The 26,403-nt window shown below is 68.1% G+C and carries 18 protein-coding genes and 1 pseudogene; 10 read left to right on the top strand and 9 right to left on the bottom strand.

The window, feature by feature from the left end; genetic code table 11:
• Window positions 1–7: 7 nt before the first annotated feature.
• From KF707C_RS25205 to KF707C_RS25185, 5 genes are all read right to left on the bottom strand, one after another.
• Window positions 8–1,393, bottom strand: a complete 1,386-nt coding sequence (locus KF707C_RS25205; RefSeq protein WP_036993114.1) for a sodium:solute symporter — start codon at window positions 1,391–1,393, stop codon at window positions 8–10.
• A gap of 196 nt (window positions 1,394–1,589) precedes the next feature.
• Window positions 1,590–1,931 (bottom strand): zinc ribbon domain-containing protein YjdM, encoded by a 342-nt coding sequence (locus tag KF707C_RS25200; protein WP_036993112.1) that lies wholly within the window; start codon window positions 1,929–1,931, stop codon window positions 1,590–1,592.
• A 183-nt stretch (window positions 1,932–2,114) separates the two neighbouring features.
• Complete coding sequence (locus KF707C_RS25195; protein WP_003452668.1) at window positions 2,115–2,582, bottom strand: LEA type 2 family protein; 468 nt, start codon at window positions 2,580–2,582, stop codon at window positions 2,115–2,117.
• 478 nt (window positions 2,583–3,060) lie between these two features.
• Window positions 3,061–3,810, bottom strand: coding sequence for a phytanoyl-CoA dioxygenase family protein (locus tag KF707C_RS25190; protein ID WP_003452667.1), 750 nt, complete (start codon window positions 3,808–3,810; stop codon window positions 3,061–3,063).
• A gap of 97 nt (window positions 3,811–3,907) precedes the next feature.
• Window positions 3,908–4,741: an arylamine N-acetyltransferase family protein gene (locus KF707C_RS25185; RefSeq protein WP_003452666.1), complete on the bottom strand. Its 834-nt coding sequence runs from the start codon at window positions 4,739–4,741 to the stop codon at window positions 3,908–3,910.
• A 387-nt stretch (window positions 4,742–5,128) separates the two neighbouring features.
• Here KF707C_RS25185 and KF707C_RS25180 point away from each other — a divergent pair, with 387 nt between their 5' ends.
• Entirely contained in the window at window positions 5,129–6,568 is a 1,440-nt protein-coding gene (locus KF707C_RS25180) for a sodium:solute symporter family protein (protein WP_003452664.1), read from the top strand.
• Window positions 6,569–6,825: 257 nt separating this feature from the next.
• Here KF707C_RS25180 and KF707C_RS25175 read toward each other — a convergent pair whose 3' ends face one another.
• Both KF707C_RS25175 and KF707C_RS25170 read right to left on the bottom strand, forming a co-directional pair.
• Entirely contained in the window at window positions 6,826–7,140 is a 315-nt protein-coding gene (locus KF707C_RS25175) for a hypothetical protein (RefSeq protein ID WP_003452663.1), read from the bottom strand.
• 106 nt (window positions 7,141–7,246) lie between these two features.
• Window positions 7,247–8,065 carry an outer membrane protein OmpK gene (locus tag KF707C_RS25170; RefSeq protein ID WP_003452662.1) on the bottom strand — a complete coding sequence of 273 codons (819 nt, stop codon included), beginning with the start codon at window positions 8,063–8,065 and terminating at the stop codon, window positions 7,247–7,249.
• Window positions 8,066–8,729: 664 nt separating this feature from the next.
• On the opposite strand from KF707C_RS25170, the gene KF707C_RS25165 reads away from it, so the two are divergent.
• The 3 genes from KF707C_RS25165 (at window position 8,730) to KF707C_RS25155 (ending at window position 12,304) form a co-directional block, all read left to right on the top strand.
• Window positions 8,730–10,142 (top strand): sensor histidine kinase, encoded by a 1,413-nt coding sequence (locus tag KF707C_RS25165; RefSeq protein WP_003452660.1) that lies wholly within the window; start codon window positions 8,730–8,732, stop codon window positions 10,140–10,142.
• Between the two features lie 6 nt (window positions 10,143–10,148).
• Window positions 10,149–11,579: a sigma-54-dependent transcriptional regulator gene (locus KF707C_RS25160; protein ID WP_003452658.1), complete on the top strand. Its 1,431-nt coding sequence runs from the start codon at window positions 10,149–10,151 to the stop codon at window positions 11,577–11,579.
• 191 nt (window positions 11,580–11,770) lie between these two features.
• A complete protein-coding gene (locus tag KF707C_RS25155) occupies window positions 11,771–12,304 on the top strand; it encodes a response regulator (RefSeq protein WP_003452656.1) in 534 nt (177 codons plus the stop codon).
• 787 nt (window positions 12,305–13,091) lie between these two features.
• Here the strand turns inward: KF707C_RS25155 and KF707C_RS25150 are convergent.
• Window positions 13,092–14,282 (bottom strand): type II secretion system F family protein, encoded by a 1,191-nt coding sequence (locus KF707C_RS25150; RefSeq protein WP_003451915.1) that lies wholly within the window; start codon window positions 14,280–14,282, stop codon window positions 13,092–13,094.
• A gap of 5 nt (window positions 14,283–14,287) precedes the next feature.
• Complete coding sequence (gene gspG, locus KF707C_RS25145; RefSeq protein WP_003451917.1) at window positions 14,288–14,710, bottom strand: type II secretion system major pseudopilin GspG; 423 nt, start codon at window positions 14,708–14,710, stop codon at window positions 14,288–14,290.
• 165 nt (window positions 14,711–14,875) lie between these two features.
• Here gspG and KF707C_RS25140 point away from each other — a divergent pair, with 165 nt between their 5' ends.
• The 6 genes and pseudogenes from KF707C_RS25140 (at window position 14,876) to KF707C_RS25120 (ending at window position 26,402) form a co-directional block, all read left to right on the top strand.
• Window positions 14,876–15,493, top strand: coding sequence for a lytic transglycosylase domain-containing protein (locus KF707C_RS25140; protein WP_003451919.1), 618 nt, complete (start codon window positions 14,876–14,878; stop codon window positions 15,491–15,493).
• 264 nt (window positions 15,494–15,757) lie between these two features.
• On the top strand, window positions 15,758–21,556 hold the full coding sequence (mnxG, locus tag KF707C_RS25135) for a manganese-oxidizing multicopper oxidase MnxG (protein WP_003451921.1): 5,799 nt from the start codon (window positions 15,758–15,760) through the stop codon (window positions 21,554–21,556).
• Window positions 21,557–21,774: 218 nt separating this feature from the next.
• Window positions 21,775–23,670, top strand: a complete 1,896-nt coding sequence (locus KF707C_RS25130) for a YncE family protein (protein WP_003451922.1) — start codon at window positions 21,775–21,777, stop codon at window positions 23,668–23,670.
• A 10-nt stretch (window positions 23,671–23,680) separates the two neighbouring features.
• Window positions 23,681–24,289, top strand: a pseudogene (locus tag KF707C_RS29845) (SCO family protein); the annotation flags it as partial.
• Entirely contained in the window at window positions 24,266–24,841 is a 576-nt protein-coding gene (locus KF707C_RS29550) for an SCO family protein (protein WP_394296132.1), read from the top strand. The pseudogene KF707C_RS29845 and the gene KF707C_RS29550, both read left to right, overlap by 24 nt.
• A 10-nt stretch (window positions 24,842–24,851) precedes the next feature.
• A complete protein-coding gene (locus KF707C_RS25120) occupies window positions 24,852–26,402 on the top strand; it encodes a cytochrome c/ABC transporter substrate-binding protein (protein WP_003451926.1) in 1,551 nt (516 codons plus the stop codon).
• The last annotated feature ends 1 nt before the right edge of the window (window position 26,403 follow it).

Raw genomic sequence — 26,403 nt, 5'->3', positions numbered from 1 at the left:
GGGATGTTCAATCGGCTGCGGTGCGTAGCTCGGGAGCGGGCTGTGTCAGCAGGCTGACGATGACGAAGGTCACCAGGCTGACGCCCAGGCCGTAGTAGATGGGGGTGTTGGCCAGGATGCCGTCGCGGACCATGAAGGCGATGACGGTCAGACTGCCGGTGACCATGCAGGCCATGGCGCCCTGGGCCGAGGCACGGCGCCAGAGCAGGGCGCCCATGATCGGCACCAGCAGGCCGCCCACCAGCAGGTTGTAGGCGATGGACAGTCCGGCGATGACGTCATTGACCAGGCAGGCCATGGCCAGCATCGCCGCGCCGAGGCCGAAGGTGATCCAGCGGCTGCTGGCGAGGTGGTCTTCGCCGCTGCGATTGAGGAAGCGGCTGTAGATGTCTTCCTTGAGCACGGTGGCGGCGGCCAGCAGGCAGGCGCTGGCGGTGGACATGATGGCGGCCAGGGCGGCGGCCACTACCAGGCCGCGCAGGCCGGCGGGGAGCACGCCACGGGCGACCTCGGCGAAGGCGTTCTCGGCCACCTCAAGGTCCGGCAACAGCAGCTTGGCGGCCGCCCCGATGAGGGCGCAGGCGGCGCCATAGAGCATGCAGTAGAACCCGGCGCCGAGGCCGGCGTAGCGCACCACCCGTTCGCTACGGGCGGTGAACAGGCGCTGCCAGATGTCCTGGCCGATCAGGGCGCCGAAGAAGTACAGCAGGAAGTAGGTGAGGATGGTGTCCAGGCCGATGTTGCCCAGCTCGAAGAAGCCCGTCGGCAGGTTGGCCTGCATGGCGCTCAGGCCACCGGCCTCGCCCAGGCTCATGGGCAGCAGGACGAAGAAGATGCCGACGGTCATGATCACGAACTGGATGATGTCGGTGAGGGTCAGCGACCACATGCCGCCGATCACCGAGTAGAAGATCACCAGGCCGCCGCCGCAGAGGATGGCGGCAATGCGCGGGATGTCGAAGACCACCTCGGTGACCGAGCCGATGGCGATGGTGGCGGTGACGGCCACCATCAGGTCGTAGGCCACCATGACCACGCCGCCGATCAGGCGCGAGGAGGCCTGGTAGCGCTGTTCGAGAATCTGGGTGACGGTGAAGACCCGCAGTTGCGAGATCTGCCGGGAAAACACCAGGCTGAGGATGATGATGCCCAGGCCCAGCATGAACACCAGCCAGAGGCCGGAGATCCCGTACTGGTAGCCCAAGCGCACCGAACCGATGGTGGAGGCGCCGCCCAGCATCACCGCCGAAAGCGTGCCGAGGTAGAGGGCCGGTCCCAGGCGGCGCCCGGCCAGGAGAAAATCATCGCGGGTCCTGGCCTTGCGCATGCCCCACCAGCCGAGGCCGGCCATCACCAGCACATAGATCAACATCGTCATGTAATCGATTGCCATCACCCTGCTCCACTGTTGTTGTTCCAAGCACATGGGGCCGCTCTATTGGCGGGTTTGGCGAGGATAGGTGGGCGCGCGCGGACGAAGACATCACCAGGGTGGCAAGCTGGGTTTCGCCAGGCGGTAAGTGGGGCGGGACACGGCAAATGAAAAGGCCCGGCATGAACCGGGCCTTTGTGTGATGGGGGCGTGCGGCTTACACCTTGCGCACGAACTCCGACTTCAGCTTCATCGCGCCGATGCCGTCGATCTTGCAGTCGATGTCGTGGTCGCCGTCCACCAGGCGGATGTTCTTCACCTTGGTGCCGACCTTCACCACCAGGGACGAGCCCTTGACCTTGAGGTCCTTGATCACGGTGATGGTGTCGCCGTCCTGGAGGACGTTGCCGACGGAGTCCTTGATCACCTTCTCGTCGCCGGCTGCTTCGTTGTTGCCGTCGGCCGACCACTCATGGGCGCATTCGGGACAGATCAGCTGGGCGCCGTCCTGGTAGGTGTATTCGGAGTTGCACTTGGGGCAGGGCGGCAGGGCGCTCATGGGAACCTCTCGGGTCGTCTTCACGGAAAAACCACGCATTGTATGAGGTTTTGCCCTCGCTTTGCCTCTTTGTGCGAACTCATGGCCGGAATGCATTCGGCGGCGTACCGGAGATGACCCTCCCTGCATCCTCCAGGGACATCCGGTTGCTCGCCAGGGCGCTCCTGTCCGGCGTGCCACCTCCTACGGCGTATCCCGGGGCTCCGGCAGGCTGAGCACGCCCGCGTCGCTGAAGCGGCGGGTGCCCCAGAGGCCACCGCCCAGCTTGCCGCGCAGGGCATAGGGGACGTTCTGCAGCGGGGCGCCGCCGCCGAGATTCCAGGCCTGGCGCAGGACCGAAAAGGCCGACAGGGTCACTGGAACCTCGATCAGGGTTTCCCCGAACCCCGCCACGGTGCCGCCCTGGCTGCTCACGCCGCTGGCCAGGGGCAGGTCGTTCACCTCCAGTTCCAGGGCCACGCCGCTGTAGTGGATGGCGCTTTCATTGGGGTTCTGGACCCGCAGCTTGAGCGTGAAGCGCACCTCCAGCCCCTCGCCGGCCAGGGGTTCCATACCGGCCAGGTCCACCTGCAGCGGGTCGCGGCCGCCGAAGCTGGAACAGCCGGCCAGTACCAGGGCCCAGAGCAGCAGGAATAGGCGGGTGGCGGACATGGGGAAATCCCTCGGTGGCTTGCCAGGAAGTAAAGAACAGTCCCGGAGGACTGTGCTCACAATTTCTGTGGAAGGGGCTGTGGATATCTTCTGGATGGATGGCGCTGATGCCCGTTCCAGGCGGCTTCGGCACGGTTGCTCGTTTTCTCGGCGAAGGGGTGCAACCGGCCGCCGCAAAGCCGGCTCGGGGATACCCACGGTTTCTGTGGGGCAAGCTGTGGATAGCTTTTGGGTGAATGGCTGCAGGCCACGGTTTGCAAGGTATTCAGCAGGCTGGTCGAATTTCGATCAACCGCTCCGGGTGTTCGTGGGCGGTTGCGATCGAGCCGCTGATCCACCGCAAGTCCCGCTTGCAGGGCAAGGCCGCAAGGACTGAGCCGATGCTCTGGGGCTCTGTTGATAACTTTGTGGGTATCTCCGGGATAACTCTCTGGAGCGCCGATGAAGGCCGGGCTCCAGGCGTGCCCGGCTCCCGGCGTCAGTCGTACTCGGCGGGCTCGTGATCGCCCAGAAGACGGCGTTGGCGCGGCGTACAGGCGGCCAGCACCGCCGGGGAGAACTGGAAGGCGAGGTAAGGGGAGAACTTTTGCGCCACCATGCGCCGGCCATAGTGGATCTGCAGCAGGTAACGGCTGCGGTTCGGGCTCAGGTTGCGGCTGCCGGCATGCCAGAGCTCGCTGCGGAACAGCAGCAGGTCTCCGGCCCTGCACAGCACGGCCTCGGGCTCGCGGCCGCGCCAGTGGGTTTCCCCTGGCCGGGGCCGGCGTCCGGCCCGGTGGCTGCCGGGAATGACCCGGGTAGGGCACAGGTCGGGCGTGATGTCGTCCAGATACAGGTGGGCCGTGCAGATCTGCATGGGCAACTGGAAGGCCGGGTCGTCCAGCAGGCGTTCCGGCAACTCCATCACCAGGTGATCCAGGTGCAGGTCGGCACCGATGAAACCGGGGCGACTGCGCCAGGCGGTCTGGCCGATCACATGGCAGTCGGCCCCGAGTGCGGCTTCGGCGACCTCGATCACCCCCGGCAGGTCCAGGTAGGGCAGCCATTCCGGTCCCCGGTTGAACACGCACTTGAAATGATCGTCCAGCAGGCCGAGGTAGTCCCAGTGGATGGGTCGCAGGCGGTCAATCCGCTCGCGCAGGGCGGCGACTGCGCGGGTGTCGAGCACGCTGGGAAACAGGGTGAAGCCCTGCTCGTGCAGGGCCCGGAGGTGATCGGCGGTCGACATGGGACGCCCTCGAACGCACGTCGTTACCGGCAAGGGTGGACCTGGCCGCAGCGCTCCGCCAGCCGGGGGATCGCCCGGCCGGCGAGCGGCATCCCCCCTAGGCGAGCAGCCCCGCCAGCCGCGCCCGCAGCGGCTCGACCTCGTCGTCGCTCAGGTCCAGCAGGAAATCGCCCCTGAGCACCGCCACCAGCTCCTCGGCCTCTTCGATGACGCGGCTTTCCAGCCGGCCGTCGCGGTGGCGGCGGTTGAAGGTGCCGTTGGCCAGGGTCAGGCGCCACTCGCCCTCGCTTCGGGCGGTCATCAGCATGCGCCGGAAGACGCTGTCGGGGTGGGTGGAGGTGTACCAGTTGCGGGGGATGCAATCGACCCAGGGCGCGCTGTCCAGGGTGAAGCGGTAGCAGGCGGCCCAGCCCGACTCGGCGCGGTAGGCTTCCAGCTGGACCTCGCCGCTGCCATCGTCCTGGGGGCTCAGGCGGTAAGGGAAGTCCGGCAGCGACCGGCCGTCCAGGGGCATGGCGCGCCAGGGGGTGGCGGAGCCGAAGCCCACGTCCGCCAGGAAGGGGCCTTCGGGCAGGCGTACTCGCAGCATCAGGTGCGACAGCATGGTCTGCGGCGCGTCCAGGGGCAGGCCCCAGCGCACCCGTCCGGCCAGCAGTTCGACGTCGTAGCCCAGGGCCAGCAGCAGGCGGGCGAAGAGGTTGTTCAGCTCGAAGCAATAACCGCCCCGTCCGCGTTCCACCACTTTGGCGAAGACGCCGTCGGCGTCGATGGCGATGGGGCGGTCCAGCAGCACGTCGAGGTTCTCGAAGGCGACGCGGCGCTGGTGCGCGGCGACCAGTCGGTCGAGCCCGGCGAGGTCGGCGTTCGAGGGGGCGGGGATGTCCAGGTGCCGCAGGTAGGCGGCGGTTTGCTGGGGGTTCAGCGCATGCATGCGGTGCGGCTCCTTCGGGGGACCGCAGGATGCTAGCAGATGCTTTTCGGTGCCGCGAAAACGATAGGCAGGTGTCTTTGATTCACAACGGATGGGTGTAAAAAATTCAGAACTGACAGGTCACGACTGTACATCGTCAGGTCGCTTCAGTCGGCCATTCAGGACAAGTTCGAGGTTTGTGGTCGAGAGGCGTTCTGTCGATTTTTTTGCTCATTCATGACGTAATCGTTTGACATATTTTACGTGTTTGGCAGACTGCCCGCCGTGGTACCTGCCGGCTTCGCACGGTGACGGGCCCCTCCGAGTCAATAACAAAAACTCCGTCCGCCACGGCGCACCCCACCTTTGCGCCTGGCCCCGATGGGCGTGCCTCTGGAACAAGAACAAATGCTGATCTGGTTTGTTGCGATTTACCTGCTGATCACTGTGGGTGTCGGTTTCTACGCTTCCACCCGTGTCAAAAACTCCAAGGACTTCGCGGCCGGCGGCCGGAGCATGTCCTTCCCCCTGGTCGCGGCGATGGTGTTCGCCACCTGGTTCGGCTCGGAGGCCGTCCTGGGGATCCCCGCCACCTTCATCGAGGAAGGCTTCGCCGGGATCATCGAAGACCCGTTCGGCTCCTTCGGTTGCCTCATGCTGGTGGGCCTGGTGTTCGCCCGGCCGCTCTACCGCATGAACCTGCTGACCATCGGCGACTTCTTCCGCAAGCGCTTCGGTCCCCATGTCGAGACCTTCACCAGCCTGGTGATCATCGGCTCCTACCTGGGCTGGGTCGCGGCGCAGCTCACCGCGCTGGGCGTGGTCTTCAACGTGCTCTCCGACGGCTCCATCACCACCACCCAGGGCATGATGATCGGCACCTTCATCGTGCTGCTCTACACGCTGTTCGGCGGCATGTGGTCCGTGGCGCTGACCGACTTCATGCAGATGATCATCATCGTCGTCGGCCTGCTCTACCTGACCTGGCTGATCGGCGACATGGCCGGTGGCGCCGACGTGGTGATCAGCCATGCCGCCAGCGAAGGCAAGTTCGCCCTCATGCACAGCTTCGAGCCCAGGGACATAGTGGCCTTCATCGCCGCGGCGGTGACCATGATGTTCGGCTCCATCCCGCAGCAGGACGTCTACGCCCGGGTGATGTCGGCCAAGACCGAGAACATCGCCGCCCGCGCCTCCATGACCGGCGCCGTGTTCTACCTCTCCTTCTGCATGCTGCCGATCTTCCTGACCTACGCGGCTTCGCTCATCGATCCGGCCATGGTGCAGAAGTGGCTGGCCGAGGATTCGCAGATGATCCTGCCGCACCTGATCATGGAGCGCACCCCGCTGTTCGCCCAGATCATGTTCTTCGGCGCGCTGCTGTCGGCCATCATGTCCACCGCCTCCGGCACCCTGCTGGCGCCTTCGGTGACTTTCACCGAGAACATCCTCAAGCGCTTCATGCCCGACATGAACGATCGGCAGTTCCTGCTGGCCATGCGGATCAGCGTGGTCGCCATGACCATCGCCACCTCCACCTTCGCCCTGTACTCCGACGCCAGCATCTACGAGATGGTGGGCAACGCCTACAAGGTGACCCTGGTGGCCGCCGTGGTGCCGCTGTTCGCCGGCCTGTTCTGGAAGCGCGCCACCACCCAGGGCGCGCTGATGGCCATCGCCTTCGGCCTGCTGTCCTGGGTCTGGCTGGAGTCCACCTACGTGGAAACCGACTTCTGGCCGCCGCAACTGGCCGGCCTGCTGTTCAGCGCCCTGGGCATGCTGGTGGGCTCGCTGCTGCCGCAGTTCGTGCGCAGCCGCCGCGAGAGCCTGGAGCCGAGCGCCGCCTGATCGGTCGATCGCCACGCCGAAGCCCCGCCCCGCGCGGGGCTTTTTCGTGTGCGTGACGGCCAGGGCCCTGCAGGCGCGCGCTCGCTCGCGAATCGGTACGCAGGATTCGCCGGCAAGCCGGCTCCTACAGGCCCAGCCCCGTCTCTTCGTAGGAGCGAGCTTGCTCGCGAAGCGTTTCGAGGTTCGCCGGCAAGCCGGCTCCTACAAGCCCGGCCCTGTCTCTTCGTAGGAGCGAGCTTGCTCGCGAAGGTGGCGGCTCAGGCCACCAGTTCCACCACGCCGCGCAGCACGGTGAGGCCGACGAAGGCGCTCATGGCGATGGCGCTGCCACGGGGCAGGTTGTCGCAAAGGCTGCGGGCGTTGCTGAGGGGGGAAAGCAGCAGCTTCGGCCAGCAGGCGAAGGCGGTGCAGAGGGCGCTCAGGGAGAGCAGTGCCAGGCCGGCGGAGACGTCGAGGGGCTCGCTGGAGAACAGGCTGTTGAGGGGGATGATGACCGCCAGTGCGATCCAGCCTCCGGTGACCAGTTTTTCGCCTCGGGAGCGTGGAGCGGCTGGCGCGCTGTCACTGGCCATGGGGGTTCCTTGTCTGACTGCAGGCTGAGACTGTCGCGCATTCTCCACCCGCGTTTTCCACCGCGCAAGACGGAAGGGCCCGTCTCCAGGACGGGCCCCTCGCCCATCAGAAATGCACCTTGGCCAGCAGGCTGAAGGTGTTCTGGTCGGTGCCGCCGAGGATCTCGTCGCCGAGGAAGCTGTTGTCGTCGATGGCGTACTTGTTCTTCCAGTAGTCGTACTCGATGCCGACGTAGAAGTGCTTCACCGCGCTCCAGCCCATGGCCTTGCCCAGGTCGTACTTGATCTGCGGGTTGAAGTGCAGGTTGGCGTGGAGGTCGTTGGGGCGGCTGGAGGTGGCGTCCTTGTTGTTCCACACCCAGTCCATGAAGCCGTCGATGACGAGGTCCGAGTTGCCCACCGGGATGGTGTAGGACCAGACCGGGGTGACCTGCCACTGGCCGGACGGGTTGTTGGTGATGCCGTCGGGCTTGCGGTAGTAGAAGTTCAGCTGGAAGTAGTCGAAGCCGGGGAGCTTCAGGTCGAAGCCCGGGCCGACCAGGTAGTTCTGGTTGCGGTTTTCGCCGCGCTCGTAGGTGGCGGCCAGCAACACGTCGCTGATGGGGCCGAATTCCAGTTTCTGCTCGAAGACCTTGCCGAAGGACAGGCGCGGGGAGAACTCGCCGTAGTAGGTGTTCTTGCCGGCGTTGGCGTCTTCCTCGCCGTTGTAGTTGATCTGGTCGACGAAGACGAACAGGTCGCCCCAGGTCCAGCCGCTGGCGTGTTCGAAGGTGAAGGTCTGCTGGATCTCCGGGTTGATCTTGAAATCCTTGCCGTAGAGGTAGGTCAGGCTGTTGTCCTGCCACAGCAGGGGGCCGTCGGCCAGGGCGGTGCCGGTCGCCAGCAGGCTGCCGGCGAGCATCAGGGAGGAAAGGGCGCGGTTCATCAAGGGCTCCAATGGTTAGCGAAGTTCCATCTCTGTGGAACTTGTCTGGTTGGTCAGGCTTGCTGGCTTGAGCAAGAAAGGCGCCAAGTTTTCACGACGCCTGGCCGGGCGCGGGATTATCGAGGGAATGCGCCATTTTTCAAGGACTTGTCGGACGTTTGCGGGTTCTTGACGCGTCCGGAAGCTGGGCGATTCGCACAAAACTGGTGAGAGAAACTGACCTTGCGGGCAGGTTCGCCTCCTATTGGGGCGTAGCGGGCGGGCGGCGGGGCCCGGTCCGGCGATCACGCCGCTCGCCGTGCGCGGTGCGCCGTTTATCAGGCCATCGGCCGTCGTGTCGGGAGGTGCGCGCGCGGCGAGCAAATCCCTTGCCACCTCTCGTCGAGCGCTCTGCCACGGGGATGCGCCGGCGGCGCCCGCGTCCGTCGTCGTGGGGCTCGCGGCGGAACCTGGGGACCCAGGCCCCACAAGTGGGTAAAAAATGGGTGGGGAAGTGGGGGTTTCCCGGCACTACCGTCCAGCGGTCGCCGAACGGTAGCGCCCGGCGCCGTTGGGCCTGGGCTATAACTAAGCCTACGTTTGCGCAGGACGCGCCAACCGGGTGACGGGCCAACTTCTCGCCCACCTTGTGGGTGAACCCTCAGCCAGAGAAGGGGAGGACTCAATGAAGATGCTGCTGGCGGCCAAGCCCTTCAACCTGTTTCGCTGGTTCTCCCTGGTGAGCCTGGTCATCATCCTGGCGGTGGCGATCCTGCTCGGCTCGGCGGCGACCCGCTTCCTCATGAGCGAGAGCATCGACCGGGATGCCATGCTCAGCGCCCAGTTCATCAAGTCCATCGCCGACGTCGAGGTCATCCACGGCAACTTCTCCCCTGGCCTGACCCTGGGCGAGTTCCTCGACAAGCGCGTCGACGGCGACCGCCTTGGCGTGTCCCACGAACAACTGGCGAAATCCCACGAGGAATTCTTCGACCACATCGTGCGCCTGCCCGATGTGCTGCTGGCCAACGTCTATGCGCCTGACGGCATCGTGATCTGGTCGACCAACCCGAAGCTGATCGGCGGGCGTTCGCTGGAGAAGGCCAAGCTGGAAGAGGCGATGCGGAGTCGCGACACCGTGACGATGGAACACTTCGGGCCGGACGCCTGTCCCGCTGAAGACTATTTCATGCGCAGTCCCGACAGCCTCTACCTGGAAAGCTTCATCCCGCTCAAGGATGCCAACGGCAACCTGATGTCGGTGATCGAGATCTACAAGGAGCCGGTGGACCTGATCGCGCGTATGAACCGGGGCCTGATCCTGCTCTGGATCGCCACCGCCCTGGGGGGAGCGGCCATCTACCTCAGCCTGTTCTGGTTCGTGCGCCGCGCGTCCCGCCTGCTGGACGACCAGCAGCGGCAACTGGTGGAGAACGAGACCCTGGCGCTGCTGGGGGAAATGTCCACCGCCGTCGCCCACAGCCTGCGCAACCCGCTGGCGTCCATTCGCTCCAGCGCCGAGCTGGCCCTGGAAGTGGACCCGGGCCCGCTGCACAAGAACCTCGGGGACATCATCACCCAGGTGGATCGCATGTCGAAGTGGGTGCGCGAGCTGCTGATGTCGTCCCGGCCCCTCGCCGGTGACCAGGAGCCGGTGAACCTCACCGCCGCGCTGGAGGAAACCCTGGCCGCCTACGAGCCGCAGATCCGTCACGCCGGCATCCAGGTGGACTGGACCACGCGCGAGGCGCCCAGGGTGGTCAGCCATCCGGTGCTGCTGCAACAGTTGCTCGGCAGCGTGCTCTCCAACGCCATCGAGGCCATGCCCCGGGGCGGGCGCCTGGCCATCTGCCTCGAACCCGACCAGCGCCGCCAGCTCCTCACCCTCACCATCAGCGACACCGGCAGCGGCATGACGCCGGCCATGCTGGAGATGGCCTTCAAACCTTTTCACACCACCAAGCGCGGTGGCCTGGGCGTCGGCCTGGTGCTGGTGCGCAAGATCATCGAGCGTTTCGGCGGTGCCGTCAGCATCGACAGCCGGGAAAACGCCGGTACCAAGGTGCACCTGACCTTCAGGGCCACGGCAGGGGGATAAGAAGAAATGGGCAACAGCATTCTGATCGTCGAGGACGACGAGATACTGGCGGACAACTTCTGCACCTACCTGCAGAGGCGCCAGTTCGAGGTGATGGTCTGCAGCTCCGCCGAGGAGGCGCTGACCCTGATCGAGGCCCAGCACCCGGACCTGGTCCTGACCGACTACTGCCTGCCGGGCATGAGCGGGTGCGACCTCATCAGCCGAGCCCGGGCGCTGGACGAGCAGCTCAAGGTCATCATGATCACCGGTCACGGCAACGTGCAGGGCGCGGTGGAGGCCATGAAGGCCGGCGCGGCCGACTACCTGACCAAGCCGGTGGCCCTGGCCGAACTCAAGCTGGTGGTGGACAAGGCGCTGGAGGCCGGTCGCCAGGAGCGCCAACTGACCTTCTACCAGCAGCGTGCCGCCCAGGATGCCGGGCTCTCGGCCCTGATCGGCGATTCGGCGCCCATGCGCTCGATGAAGGACATGGTGCGCCAGGTGCTGGCGGCCGAAGAGCGCATGAGTGGCGAGGACCTGCCGGTGGTGCTGATCGAAGGCGAAACCGGCACCGGCAAGGAACTGGTGGCCCGCGCCCTTCACTTCGACGGTGCCCGCAGCAAGGGGCCCTTCGTCGAGTTCAACTGCGCCTCCATTCCTTCCCACCTGCTGGAAGCCGAGCTGTTCGGCCACGAGAAGGGCGCCTTCACCGATGCCAAGGATCGCCGCGTCGGGCTGGTGGAGGCCGCCGACGGTGGCACCCTGTTCCTCGACGAGGTGGGCGAGATCGACCTGCTGCTCCAGGCCAAGCTGCTGAAACTGCTGGAGGACCGCACCATTCGCCGGCTGGGCTCGGTGCGCGAACGCAAGGTCAACCTGCGCATCATCAGCGCCACCAACTGCAACCTGGAGCAGATGGTGCAGGAGGGCAAGTTCCGCCGCGACCTGTTCTTCCGCCTGCGCATCATCACCATCAAGGTGCCGCCGCTGCGGGCACGGGGCGATGACATCCTGATCCTGGCCGAGCATTTCGTCGCCCAGCACGGCAAGCGCTACGGCAAGACGGGGCTTCGCTTCAGCCCGGAAGCCCGGGCCCTGCTCAAGGGCTACAGCTGGCCGGGCAACGTGCGCGAACTGCGCAACATGCTGGAGCAGACCGTATTGCTGGCCCCGGGCGAGGTCATCGGCCCCGAGCAGCTCACCATCTGCCGGAGCCTGCTGGCGGGTGCGGGCGTCACCGAGGCCGTCGAGCCGGAGCTGGCCGGCAGCGGCCTGGGCCTTGAGGACGAGAACCTGAGCCTGTCGGATGCCGAGCGGGACCTGGTGGTGAAAGTGCTGGGCAAGACCGACTGGAACATCTCCAAGTCCGCCCGCATGCTCGGGCTGACCCGCGACATGCTGCGCTACCGCATCGACAAGCTGGGCCTGGAGCGCCCGGACCGCCATCCGCATTGAACGGGTCCCGATAACGGGCGAGCCCCCGACCAATGTCGGGGGTTTTTTCATACTGGAACCTCCGCTCCGATCTAGACTCTAGTGATCATCGGCCCGGGCGGGTCGACGCAGCCTTGGCTCGGAAGCTGCAAGGGTGCAAGCAGCGGCCAGCCTGGCCGCCGTTCCGACCTCCTGACAGGGGAGCAGCCGCAGTGTCGAAGAAAGTAATGATTGTCGACGATGAAGACATCCTCGCCGGGAACTTCCAGACCTACCTGGAGATACTGGGCTGCGAGGTGCGCACCGCCTCCAACGGCGCCCAGGCGCTGGAGAGGGTGGTGGCCTTCAAGCCCGACCTGCTCGTCCTGGATTACCGCCTGCCGGACATGACCGGGTTCGACGTCTTCGACGCCATTCGCACGCTGCACCCCTGCGAGGCGGTGCTGATGACCGCGCATCCCAGCATCGATGTGTGCAACCGCGCCATCGAGCGCCACATCGACATCATCCTGCTCAAACCCTTCCCCTTGCATGAACTCGGCAATGTCGTGCTCCACGGCCTGCCCTCGGCGGCCTTGAACGAGGAGCAGGGCGGCGCGGCGCAGCCGGTCCAGCCGGAGCGCCGCAAGGGCGGCGACGTGAGCTTCCCGCTGAAACTCTACGACGGCGCCTGGGTGCTCTCCGACCGTCGCCGCTCGTCCGGTGATACCGCGCCTCCAGTGCTCCAGAGCAAGAAGGCGACCTGATCGACCGGCGCCCGCCGGAAACGAAAAAGCGCAGGCAGGTCCTGCGCTTTTTGTATTGATCGGCTGTCGCGAATGAGTTCCCGCAGTGAGCCTGCGTAGAGGCCCAACGAACCTCCGGCACTTCGTTTTCCCTGGGGAGGCTCAGCCGATTCCCACAGGTCAACCGCATTGCCGCTTCCCTCTCCCCAGCCCTCTCCCGGAGGGAGAGGGGGCTGTCCGTGCCCGATCCGTAGGGTGCGCCGCGCGCACCGGCGCGGCGGGTGGAAGGCTCGCCAGCGTACCGTGCCTGCTTCCCTCTCCCGGAGGGAGAGGGGGCTGTCCGTGCTCGATCCGTAGGGTGCGCCGCGCGCACCGGCGCGGCGGGTGGAAGGCTCGCCAGCGTGCCGTTCCCGCTGCCCTCTCCCCCGCCCTCTCCCGGAGGGAGAGGGGGCTGTCCGTGCCCGATCCGTAGGGTGCGCCGCGCGTACCGGCGCGGCGGGTGGAAGGCTCGCCAGCGTGCCGTTCCCGCTGCCCTCTCCCGGAGGGAGAGGTGGCTGTCCGTGCCCGATCCGTAGGGTGCGCCGCGCGCACCGGCGCGGCGGGTGGAAGGCTCGCCAGCGTGCCGTTCCCGCTTCCCTCTCCCGGAGGGAGAGGGGGCTGTCCGTGCCCGATCCGCAGGGTGCGCCGCGCGCACCGGCGCGGCGGGTGGAAGGCTCGCCAGCGTGCCGTGCCTGCTTCCCTCTCCCGGAGGGAGAGGGGGCTGTCCGTGCCCGATCCGTAGGGTGCGCCGTGCGCACCGCGTCCGGCCCTACTGGATGCTCGATGCCAGCTCGAAGATGGGGATGTACATCAGGATCACGATCACCCCGATGATCAGCCCGATGAAGGTCATCAGCAGCGGCTCGAACAGGCGCACGAACCACTCGATCCAGCGCCCGGTCTCCTCGTCATGGAAGTCGGCGGTGCGCTCCATCATCGCCCCGAGGTTGCCCGACTGCTCGCCGGCGCGGAGCATCCGCGAGGACACCGGCGTCGCCAGGCCCTGCTCTTCCAGGGCGCGGGACAGGGCCTGGCCCTCGCGGATGCGCAGGGCCGCCTGGTCCAGGCGGGGGCGCGAGGCCGGCCCCAGCAGGCCGCGCACCATCTCCAGGGCGGTGAGGATGGGAATGCCCCCCTGCAGCAGGATGCCCAGGGAGCGGTAGAAGCGCGCCAGTTCGTAGACCTTGATGCGCTCGCGAATCGCCGGCAGGCGCTCCACTTGCCGGGCTAGGGCGCGGCGCACGGCTTCCTGGCGCAGCAGCACCACCAGTGCCAGCAGGCCGAACGCCGCGCCGCCGAACACTTCCGCCTGGTGTCCATGGAGGAACAGGCCGCTGTGCAGCAGCACCCGCGACAGCCAGGGCAGGTTCGACCCGAGCCCCTCGAACACCAGACTGAAACGCGGCACCACATAGCCCACCAGGAACAGCAGCACGGCGCAGCCCACCAGGAACAGCAGCACCGGATAGACCGAGGCGCTGATGACTTTCTGCCGCACCTCGTCCATCCGCGTGCGGTAGGCCACGTAGCGGCCCAGCGCATCGCCGACGGCGCCGGTCTTCTCGCTGGACTGCACCAGCGCCACGTAGAGGGCGGGAAACACGGAGGGAAAACAGGCCAGGGCCTGGGACAGCGACTTGCCCTCATAGAGCAGGCGCACCAGGCCGCCCAGCACCTTGCGCGCCTGCGGATCGGCCTCCTTCTCCGCCAGGCTTTCCAGAGCGTCGATCAGGGCCAGGCCGGCGTTCAGCAGGGTGGTCAGCTCCTGGCTGAACAGCAGCAGCGGAAAGCCGTCGCGGCGCCGCCATCCCGCCAGGGACCAGCGTCGCTCCCGGGCCAGGGCCAGCACCCGCAGTCCCTGGGATTCCGCCTGGCGGCGGGCGTCCTCCGGGTTGGCCGCGTCCACCACCATCGCCACCACGCCGGACGGGGCGCGAACCGCCTTCACCTGGAAGCGCATGGCGGTCACTGCCAACTGGTGACTTCGGCGTTTTCGCCGTCGCCGCCCGGTTGGCCGTCCTTGCCCAGGGTCAGCAGGTCGAAATCGCCGTTCTCCCCCGGCGAGCGGTAGACATAGGCCCGGCCCCAGGGATCCTGCGGAACGCCTTTCTGCAGGTAGGGCCCGGCCCAGCGCGGTTCATCGGTGGGAGCGGCCACCAGCGCCGTCAGGCCCTGCTCGGTGGAGGGGTAGCGGCCCACCTCCAGGCGGTAGATATCCAGGGCCTTCACCAGCCCTTCGATCTGGGCCCGGGCCACCTTGGTCTCGGACTTGCCCAACTGGTTGAAATACTTGGGTGCGACGATGCCGGCCAGCAGGCCGAGCACCACCAGCACCACCAGGAGCTCCAGCAGGGTGAAGCCCCCTTGGGGTCGATGCGGCGTCTTCATGGGAACCTCCGTTTCGGGTCGCTTAAGGCGGCTATGCAAGAGCTGTGCACGACGAGCGGGCGAGAAGGGCGACCTGATGCCGGTCACATCGACGGGCACGTGCTTTGCTGAGGTGGCAGCACCGAGAAACCCGAAGGGCATTGGCCCGCACAGGGGAGAACGACAATGAACCTGATGGCCCTGGCGCTGTTCAGCATCCTTGCATCCATTGCCTTCGAGGTCCGCGCCGATATCTACCAGGTGGTGTCCGCCAACGGCTCCATCACCCTCACCAATATCTACAGGACCGACCGCAAGCAGGTCCGGGTCGCCCGCGAGCGTGCCGTGGCGAACCGCGTCGTCGCGCCCAGGGCCTTGCCGGCGCCGTCCGCCAGACGTTCGCGCTACGGCCTGATCGTGGCCCAGGCGGCCTTCGACTACGGCCTGCCGGCGGAGCTGCTCCACGCGGTGATCCAGACCGAATCCAACTACGATCCCGTCGCCCTCTCGCCCAAGGGCGCCGCCGGCCTGATGCAGCTGATGCCGGATACCGCGCGGGACCTGGGGGTGCGCGACGTCTTCGACCCCACCGCCAACGTGCGTGGCGGCGCGCGCTACCTGAAGCGCCTGATGCGGCAGTTCGACAATGACCTCAGCCTGGCCCTGGCCGCCTACAACGCCGGTCCCGGCGCGGTCCTGGCCCATGGCCGCGCCATTCCTCCCTACCCGGAGACCCAGCGCTACGTCCCCAGCGTCCTGGGCCACTACCAGCGCCTCCAGGCGGCCGGGAATCGTCCCCGCTAGTGGGGAAATCCCCCAGTTGCGGGGGTGATTCCGCTGGCCTCCAGACCTCGTCTTGCTGATCCATCGACCCCATCCATGACCCCTTCGGCCCGCCCCGGGAAAAACGGGGAATTGGGTGGGGAATCGGGTGGGGAAATACTGGCCTGTTCTGGGTTTCTGCACGCAACTAATTGAAAGAAAAGGTCTTTCGATGATGGCACAGGCATTGCTCGGACTGCCTTGCCCTCATTGGCATCCCTGCACCTGAGACCGAGGTCAGCCAAGATGAAACGGACCTGCGTACCGAGCCGAGAACCCACCCGTCGAACCCTGGTTCCGGGCCCTTTCCTTCTTCTTTCCGGCGTGCTGGCGCTGCTTGGCGTCACCTGGCCGGGAGGGAATACCGAGGCGGCGCAGTGCCAGCGCAATGTGGTGGCCAACGTGGTGGCCCTCGACCAGCCGCTGATGTTCAACCGCCTGGGGGCGCAGAACGTCAACGGCATGATGTTCGCCCTGCGCCGCGACGTGGTGGACCGCAACGAGGTGCCCCTCACCCAGGGCGGCGCCGCGGTGCCCGGCGAGGTGGCCCTGCGCCCGGACAAGCGTCCGCGCCCGCTGGTGCTGCGGGTGGCCGCGGGTGACTGCCTGACCATCAACCTGCAGAACCTGCTGGCCTACCAGGCCAACCCCAACAACCCGGACGACCCGCTGTTCAAGAAGGACGAGCAGGTGGCCGACCGCCATGTGGGGCTGCAGGTGAACGGCATGCAGGCGGTGAACGCGGCGGGGGATATCGCCAGCAACGCCGGCCGCAACGACAACAGCCTTATCCCGCCCGGCGGCAGCCGCAGCTACACCCTCTATGCCGAGCGTGAAGGCGCCTTCGCCGCCAGCAGCTACGGCGCCACCTTCGGCGGCGAGGGCAGCGGCGGCAACACCGCCAACGGCCTGTTCGCCCAGGTGGTGGTCCTGCCCAGGGGCGCCCGCACCTACCGCAACGTAATCACCGAAGAAGAGATGCGCCTGGCCACCACCGGCCGCACGCCGGCCGGCCAGCCCATCATCGACTACGAGGCCCGCTATCCCCAGGCGTCGCCCTGGACCGAGGAAGGCAAGGGCGGACTGCCCATCATCGCCATGATGGACAACGGCGAGATCGTCGCCAGCGATACCGATGCCGTGGTCATGGGCCCCAATCCCGACGGCAGCTTCCCGGCGAGCACCTACCCGCTGGAAAGCTATGGCAAACGCAATCCGGCGCTGCCCAACCGGCTGGAGCCCTTCCGCGACTTCTCCTCGGTGTTCCATGACGAGAACGCCGTGGCCCAGGCGTTCCCCGGCTACTGGAACGACCCGGTGTTCGGCCATGTCCTGGAGCCCACCCGCGACTCCTTCATGATCAACTACGGCGCCGGCGGCATCGGCGCCGAAGTGGTGGCCAACCGCCTCGGCGTCGGTCCCATGCACGACTGCCTGTCCTGCGCCTACGAGGAGTTCTTCCTCAGCGCCCACACCGTGGGCGACATCGCCATGCAGGTGGACGTGCCCGCCAACGTCGGCCTGGAGAGCATCCTCCCCGGCCAGGTTCCGCCGGAAGGCACCACCGGGGTCAAGGCCACCATGGCCCTGTTCCCCGCCGAGCCCTCCAACGTCGCCCACAGCTACATCGGCGATGCCGTGCGCTTCCGCAACAGCCACAACGGCTACGAGCAGCACGTGTTCCACCTGCACGGGCACCAGTGGCTGTTCAACCCCAATGACGACAACTCCGACTACATCGACGCCCAGGGCATAGGCCCGGGCTCGGGCTACACCTACGAGATCGCCAACGGTGGTTCCGGCAACCGCAACCGCACCTCCGGCGACGCCATCTACCACTGCCACTTCTACCCGCACTTCGCCCAGGGCATGTGGAGCATGTGGCGGATCCACGACGTCTTCGAGGAAGGTACCCGCCTGGCGGTGTCGGAGGAGGGCGAAGACGGATTCCACGAGGAACCCTTCGAGCTGCGCAGCGGCCTGCCGGCCCCGGGTGCCCGCGCGCTGCCGGATGGCGAGATAGTCGCCGGCACCCCGATCCCCGCCATAGTCCCGCTGCCGGGCAAGGCCCTGCCGCCCATGCCGGGCAAGGTGGTGGTGGTGCCCAAGTACGGCGAGGAGCTGCTGGCCGACGAGGACGATGACGACGAGCACGATGACGACGATTCCTACAGCACCGACGAACGCCGGGCCGTGGGCTCGGTCGCCCTGGTGGACCGCAGCGAGGCCAACCGCAACGCCGACGGCAGCCTGAAGAACCCCGGCTTCCCGTTCTGGATCGCCGGTATCGAGAGCACCGTCGGCCAGCGTCCGCCGACCCCGCCGCTGGACATGCTGGACACCGCCAAGGCCCAGGCCCTGAAGGATTCCGGCGACGCCCTCTGGGCCAACATCGACCCGGCCCAGGCCGGAGGCTGGGACGGCGGCCTGCCGCGTCACGCCCTGGACGGCGTGTCGGCCGGCGGCGAGGCCGAGGTGGTGACCAGCGCCCTGGACTTTTCCAAGGTGGTCCACCGCGCCAAGGCGGTGTTCTTCCCCGAGGAAGGCAACGACGTCGAGCAGTCGGCCATGGCCTTTCACGCCCAGGCCAGCCACCCGAGCTTCTCCGTATTGCCCGACGGCGCCGTGCAGCCCGGGCTGTTCCGCACCAACGGCTCCCTGCCGGTCGGCGGCGCCCCCTACAACGAGCCCTGCCTGGACGACACCGGCAAGCGCCTGACCCAGTCCAGCGGCCCCGGCCGCTACAACAGCGGCGAGACCGGCAGCGGCCAGAGCTTCATGGGCAGTTCGGTGTTCACCGCCGATCGGCCGCGCATCTACAAGGCCGCCAACATCCAGTTCGACGCGGTGTTCAACAAGGTGGGCTACCACTTCCCGCAGACCCGCATCCTCGCCCTCTGGGAGGACGCCTGGCCGGTGATCAACAAGCAGCAGCCGCCGGAGCCGCTGGTGATGCGGATGAACACCTTCGACTGCACCCTGTACCAGCACACCAACCTCATCCCGGCGGTCTACGAGCTGGATGACTACCAGGTGCGCACCCCCACCGACGTCATCGGCCAGCACATCCACCTGCCGAAGTGGGACCTGACCTCGTCCGACGGCTCGGCCAATGGCTGGAACTACGAAGACGGCACCCTCTCGCCGGCCAGCGTGGTGGAGCGCATCCACGCCATCCGCGCCTACAACCAGTGCACCGAGGGCGATGCCCGCGACGGCACCGCCGACTGCCCGGTGGCCAAGCAGCACCCGTACTTCGGCCAGTTCGGCCGGGCCGACTGGCTGGGGGCCCGCACCACCCTGCAACGCTGGTTCGCCGACCCCCTGGTGAACACCCATGGCGTCGACCGGGGCCTGGGCAACATCTTCACCCACGACCACTTCGGTCCCTCCACCCACCAGCAGGTGGGCCTGTACGCCACCGTGCTCACCGAGCCGGCCGGCTCCAGCTGGTACCACGCCGAAACCGGCCAGCCGCTCTACAGCAGCGCGCGCCAGGACGGCGGCCCCACCTCCTGGCAGGCGGTGATCGCCACCGGCGACCTGGACGGCGACGGCAAGAACGACAGCTTCCGCGAGTTCTTCCTGGAGTACAGCGACTTCCAGCATGCCTACGAGGCGGGCGTCTATGTCGGCGCCGGACCTGACGGCATCCCCGATGCCGCGGCCTACCCCACCTCGGCCGACAGCTTCCGCTACGCCATCAACCCGCCCGTGCGCCAGTCCGGCCCGAACCTCTTCGAGTCGGTGCGCGAAGTCGCCGGCGGCCAGGTCCTCGGCTGCCCGAGCCGGCCCTGCCCGCAGGCCATCTCCGTGGACGACCCGGGCATGTTCGTCGTCAATTACCGCAACGAGCCCGTGGCCCTGCGGGTGTTCGACCCCAACAAGCCGGCGCCGGACGGCAAGCCCGGCATGCAGGCCGACGGCCTGGCGGGCGATCTCGCCTACGCCCTGCAGACCCGCACCGACCGCGCCATCCCGGCCCTGAACCTGGCGCCCAGCGCCATCACCACGGCCACCGGGCCGACCGGGGCGAGCACCGGCTTCCCGCCCCATATCAACCGGGGCGGCGACCAGCCCGGCGACCCCTTCACGCCCATGCTGCGGAGCTACTCCGGCGACAATGTGCGCCTGCGCCTGCACGCCGGCGGCCATGAGGAGGAACACAACGTCACCCTGCACGGCGTGAAGTGGCTGCACAGCGGCACCGGCTTCGGCAGCGCCGGCAACTCCGGCTGGAAGGCGTCGCAGATGGTGGGCATCTCCGAGCAGTTCGGCTTCGTCGCCCCGGTGACCATGATGTCCGGCACCCCCTACGAGGCGGCGGACTACCTGTACAACATGGACGCCTCCATCGAGGGCTACTGGAATGGCATCTGGGGCGTGATGCGCAACTACACCACCCCGCGCGCGGACCTCTTCGCCCTGCCCAACAACCCGCGCCCGGTGGCCTCGCGCAACACCACCCAGTTCGACGGCGTGTGCCCGCGCACCTCGCCGAACCCCAGTGGCATCGGCACCCGCACCACGGTGAAACGCAACTACGAGATCGTCGTGGCCCTGGCCAACGACATCCTCGCCAACCCCCTGGGCCTGACCATCGGCGACCCCGCCGGTGTCGACCAGCACGCCGGTGGTCCCTTGAATCCGCAGGGCGGCACCCTGGTGTTCAACCCGCGACCGGTGACCATTCCCCAGGTCACCGTGGTGGACGAGGAAGATGGCGAGGTCTTCACCATCGGCGGCCAGTCCGGCCCGCTGCATGACCCCACCGCCATCCTCTACGTGCGCAAGGCCGACCTGGACCCGGTCACCGGCAAGCTCAAGCCCAACGTTCCGGTGGAGCCCCTGGTGCTGCGCGCCGCCGCTGGCGACTGCGTGAACATCACCCTGGAGAACCGCCTGCCGCCGGTCATGCCGGACCTGCCCACCTACGCCGTGCTGCAAGGCGTGGTCAAGCGTGACCGCGACAGCCCGCAAGGCCCCACCACCTTCAACAACAACATGCTGCGCCCCTCCAGCCACGCGGGCATCCACACCCAGTTGCTGGCCTACGACGTCACCCAGGCGGACGGCTTCAACGTCGGTATCAACCCGGTGCAGACCGTCGCGCCCCGAGGCGCCTCGGGCGGCTCCTGGCCCACCAGGGCCTACAAGTTCTACGTCGGCCACCTGGAGCGTGAAGGCAAGCCGGTGACCCAGTTGGGCCGCGCGGTGGACAACATCACCGCCACGCCCATCGAGTTCGGCGGCTTCAACCTGCTGGCGGCCGATCCCGTCAAGCAGGGCCAGAAGGGCCTGGGCGGCGCCATGAGCATCGTGCCCCTGGGCGCCACCTGGACCGAGGACGCCGGCATGCGCGCCGCCGCCACCGTGACGCCGCTGTCCGGCACGCCGTACCGGGACTTCTCCCTGGTCCTGCACAAGTCGCTGAACCTGCGCTGGGCCAACGGCCGGCCGGTGGAGAACATGGCCTCCGAGGGCTTCGGCGTCCCGGCCGATCCCAAGGACAACTCCGGCATGGCCGTGAACTACAAGAGCGAACCCCTGTGGTACCGCTTCGGCAAGGCGCCGGACGCGCCCTTCGGCCGCGCCCAGGGCCAGGGTTGGGGCGACGTGCCCAACGCTCACCAGGCCTACAGCAACGCGCTGGTGGGTGGAGACCCGGTGACCCCGGTGCTCAAGGTCAAGCCGGGGCAGCCGTTCCGCACCCACGTGACCATGCCCTCGGGTGGCAGCCGTGGCATCACCTTCCAGCTGGATGGACACCTCTGGGCCTTCAACCCCTTCCTGTCCGAGAAGCTGGATGTCTGGGGCTATCCGGAGAAACTGTCCGGCATCGGCTCCACCCGCTTCGGCCTGAACCCGGCGGCCCTGTACATCGGCGCCCAGGAAAGCGTGCTGCCGGCCGCCCACTTCAGCCTGATGCTGCCCAGCGCCGGCGGCGCCAACGCCATCCCCGGCGACTACCTCTACCGGGACTACGCGGCCTTCGGCAACGCGGGCGGCATCTGGGGCCTGCTGCGGGTGACCAACGAGCCCTGAGGCGCGGTTGCGCGCAGCGCACCCTACGGATGGGAAGGACTGTCCGTAGGGTGCGCCATGCGCACCACCAACCCCCACAACAGGGGAATCCTGTGGGGAATGCCCTGGGGAAAATCCCGCTCGAACAGGGCAACCCACTGATCCCAATGGTTTTTCCCGCCTGGCACAGGCATTGCTCCTGCATCGGTGCAGGGTCCAGAAGAGGGGAGGAATGCCAGGTGAATACCCTACCGATCGCCGCAAGCCTGCTGCTGGTCACCGCCGCGCTGGCCGCCCAGGCCGAACCTCCGGGGGATTCCCCCAATCGCCTGGTGCGGGATGGCGTCGCCATCGAGTTCGAGGCGGTGCCCCTGGGCAGCGACGGCGTGCTCACCGAAGGGATGTTCGCCGACATCCGCCTGCGCCTCAGCGATGCCACCACCGGCCAGCCGCTCTCCGGCCAGACGCCCGGCGCCTGGCTCGACCAGGCCCTGCCGGAGGCCCAGGCCGGCCAGTGCAAGATGCGCATCGGCACCTACCTGAAGGGCGTGCTCAGCGCCCGGGCCCTGGTGGACCTGAACAGCTACTACCTGGTGGTGATGAACAAGGACTCGGCCCTCACCGTCATCGATCCCATCACCTCCGTGGGCGGCATCACCAGCACCCTGTCGCGGATCCCGCTGAAACGCCCGCCCATGGACTGGGTCGCCAGCGAGGACGACCGCCTGCTCTACGTCTCCATGCCCAGCGCCGGCGAAGTGGCCGTGGTGGACACCAGCGAGTTCAAGGTGGTCGCCAGCCTGGACGCCGGGGCCGAGCCGGTGCGCGTGGCCCTGCAGCCCGATGGCCGCTACCTCTGGGTCGGCAACAATGCCCGGCGTGGCGAGCGGGGCGGGGTGACCGTGATCGACACCCGGAGCCGCGAGACGGTGGCCAGCCTGGCCACCGGCGACGGGCACCACGAGATCGCCTTCAGCGCCGACTCCCGCCACGCCTTCATCAGCAACCGCGAGGCCGGCGGCGTGAGCGTGGTGGACATCGCCAGCCTGAAGAAGCTGGCGGACATCCCCACCGGCCCCAGCCCGCTGTCCCTGGCGGTCTCCGCCCTGTCCGGCGCGCTCTACGTCAGCGACGGCCAGGCCGGCACCCTCACCGTGATCGACGCCCGCAGCCTCAAGGTGCGCAAGGTGATCGAGGCCGGCAAGGGGCTTGGGCCGCTGCGCTTCACCCAGGACGGCCGCTTCGGCCTGGCGCTGAACAGCCTGGAGGACCGGGTGCTGGTGGTGGACGCCGGCAGCGACGAGATCGTCCAGCGCGGCGAGATCACCGCCGAGCCCTATCAACTGGTCTTCACCCGTGACTACGCCTATGTGCGCGGCCTGGCCTCGCCCAAGGTGAGCATGATCAACCTGGAGTCCCTCGGGGCCGGCAAGCAGCTGATCATCCAGGGTTTCGAGGCGGGGCCGGCGGCGCCCAAGCTGGCCGGCGACCTGCCCATCGCCGATGGCCTGGCCCAGGCCCGCGACGAGGGCGCGGTGTTCGTGGTCAACCCGGTGGACAACACCACCTACTTCTACATGGAGGGCATGAACGCCCCCATGACCGGCTACCTCAACCGGGGGCACAGCTCCCGCGCCGCCCGGGTGGTGGACCGCAGCATGCGCGAGGTGGAACCCGGGCTCTACAGCAGCCGGGTGAAGCTGCCGGCTCCGGGCGAGTTCGACCTGGCGGTGGCCCTCAACCAGCCCAATATCGCCCACTGCTTCCGCACCGAGGTCAAGGCCAACCCGGTCCTCGCCGCCCAGCGCGACCGGCCCCGGGTCGAGTTCCTCCTCGATCAGGGCCGGGTGACCCTGGGCGAGCCCGCCAAGGCCCGCTTCCGGGTGGTCCAGGGGACCGCCGGCGAACCCCGTGCCGGGGTCGGGGACCTGCGGGTGCGCTATTTCCGCGCCCCCGCCTCGCGGCCCGCCGAAGTGGCCGCGGTGGAGGTGGAGAAGGGCGTCTACGAGGCACCGCTGCAACTCGACCAGGCCGGCGCCTACTACCTGCACGTGGGCTCCGTTTCCCTGGCGATGCCCTTCGGTTCGCAACCCTACGCCAGCCTGCGCGCCGTACCGGCCCAGGCCACACCCTGAGGAATACGCCATGGATTCCCTGACCTCCGTTTTCCGCGTCGCACTGCTTTCCCTGGGGCTGCTGGCGGGCGCCGCCGCCGCTCACTCTCCCGAGGAACATGCCGCGCTCGTGGCGGCCAACCCGGGCGCCCACGCCCCCGAGACCCGGGTCACCCTGGCCGACGTGCCCCTGGTGGACCAGGAGGGCCGCCCGGTGAACCTGTCCCGGGAGCTGGCCGGGGACCGCATCAGCGTGGTGGGCTTCGTCTACACCCAGTGCACCACGGTCTGCCCGGTGATCTCCGCCATCCTGCAGAAGCTGCAGAAACAACTGGGCGAGCGTGCCGGCCGCGAGGTCCAGCTGGTGTCCCTGAGCATCGACCCGCAGCGGGACACGCCCGAGCGCCTCAAGGAATACGCCGACCGCTTTTCGGGCGGCGAGGGCTGGCGCTGGGTCACCGGCAGCCAGGAGGCGATCACCGAAACGCTGAAGGGCTTCGGCACCTTCACCCCGAACTTCGAGGAACACCCGCCGCTGATCATGGTGGGCGACGGCCGGACCGGGCAGTGGACGCGTTTCTACGGCTTCACCGACCCGGCCGTGCTGCTGGCGCGGGTGGACGAACTGCGTGCGGCCCGCGAGGCGCTGGCCGCCCAGCCCACCGCCAGGGCCCTGGCCGGCGGCGGCACCCGTGACGCCCAGTCCTATTTCACCGACACCCTGCTGAAGGACCAGAACGGCAGGGAGCTGCGCTTCTACAGCGACGTGCTCAAGGGGCGGCGGGTGATGCTCAACGTGATCTTCACCCACTGCGACGACGCTTGCCCGCTGATCACCCGCAAGCTCAAGGCGGTGCGCGAGGCCATGGACGAGGACCTGGCCCGCGAGGTGTATTTCATCTCCCTCACCAGCGATGCCGAGCGCGACACCCCCGAGGTGCTCAAGGCCTTCGCCACCCGGCACGGGGTGGACTCGCCCAACTGGATCTTCCTCACCGGCGCCAGGGCCGACATGGATCTCGTGCTGGCTCGCCTCGGCCAGCTGGGTGAAACCCCTGAAGGCCACTCCACACTGCTGATCGCCGGCGACGTGCCCAACAAGCGCTGGAGCAAGATCCGCCCCGACGCGCCGGTGGAGGCCATCGCCCAGCGCCTGCAACTCATGGGCCTGCCCCCCGTGGCCGGGCGCTGAGGAGCCCGTCATGTGGCGTGCGCTGCTGCTGGTCGCCTTGCTCGGCCAGGCCGGCCTGGCTCCGGGGCTGGAGCTCACGCCGGAGGAAGCGGCGGGCCGGCGCATCTACCTGGAGGGCGTCGGCTCGGCCAACGGCGAGATCAGCGCCCGGGTCGGCGCCGCCGACACCCTGGTGCCGGCCAGGGTGATGCCCTGCGCCAACTGCCACGGCGCCGATGGCCGGGGCCGCCCCGAAGGCGGCGTGCGGCCGCCGGACATCACCTGGAGCCGCCTGACCCGGCCCTATGGCCAGTCTCGCGCCAACGGCCGCAGCCACGGCCCCTACGACGAGGGCGCCCTGGCCCGGGCGGTGGGCGAGGGCCGCGACCCCGCCGGCAACCGCCTCGATCCCGCCATGCCGCGCTTCGTCATGTCCCTGCGCGACATGGCCAGCCTCACCGCCTACCTCAAGCGGCTGGAGGACGATCGCGACCCCGGCGTGGCGGAAACCGAGCTGCGCCTGGGCACCCTGTTGCCCACCCGGGGCCCGCTGGCCGACCTGGGACGGACGGTGGAAGCGGTGCTGCGGGGCGCCTTCGAGCGGGTCAACGCGGCGGGGGGCATCCACGGTCGGCAACTGACCCTGGTGGTGCGCGATCCGGGCACGGACCGGCGGAGCACCGGGCAGGCCCTGCAACGGCTGCTGGAGGAGGATGGCGTGTTCGCCCTGGTGGCGCCCCTGGTGCCGGCGCGGGATGGCGCCCTCGCGGCCCGGGTGGCCGAGGCCGGCGTGCCCCTGGTCGGTCCCTTGCTGCCGGCCGCGGGCGAGACCGCCAACCCGCTGGTGTTCAACACCCTGCCGGGCCTGCGTGAACAACTCTTCGCCCTGGCCGGCTACGCCAGCAGCGACCTGGGCCTGGAGCGGCCGGAGGCGCTGGTGGCCTATCCCCGGGACGCCGACCAGCGTCCCCTGGCCGAAGCTCTGGCGCTGCACCTGATGGACCAGGGGTGGGCGCAGGTCAGGCTGCTGGGCTACGACGGCGGCGCGGACACCCTGAACCATGCCGCGAAGGGAGTCGAGGGCCTGTTCTTCCTCGGCCAGTCCGAGGACTTCGCGCGCCTGGCCGATCAGCTCCGGGCGGACCTGTCGCCCTATCTCTTCGCCGTCTCGGCCCAGGTGGCCGGCGCCGCCCTGCGCCTTCCGCCGCGCTTCTCCGGACGGACCTTCCTCGCCTATCCCTTCATGCCCGGCGACTGGACAGCCGAGGGCCAGGCGGCGCTGCTGGCGATCCGCCGCAGCCAGGGCCTGGGCAACCAGCACGCGGCCTTGCAGGTGGGCGCCTACTGCGCCGCCATCCTGCTGGAGGAGGGGCTCAAGCGCGCCGGCCGCGAGGCCAGTCGGAAAAAGCTGGTCAGCGCACTGGAGGGCCTGCACGGTTTCCAGACCGGCCTGACCCCGGCCCTGAACTTCGGCCCCGGCCAGCGCACCGGCCTGGCCGGCGCCCATATCGTCACGGTGGACCTGGCCGGCGGCGGTTTCCGTCCCCTGGGTCGTTTCATCAAGGTGGACAGGAGGATGTAGC

The sequence above is a fragment of the Pseudomonas furukawaii genome, assembly GCF_002355475.1.
Lineage (GTDB): Bacteria > Pseudomonadota > Gammaproteobacteria > Pseudomonadales > Pseudomonadaceae > Metapseudomonas > Metapseudomonas furukawaii.
This window is presented reverse-complemented; position numbering and strand designations above follow the sequence as displayed.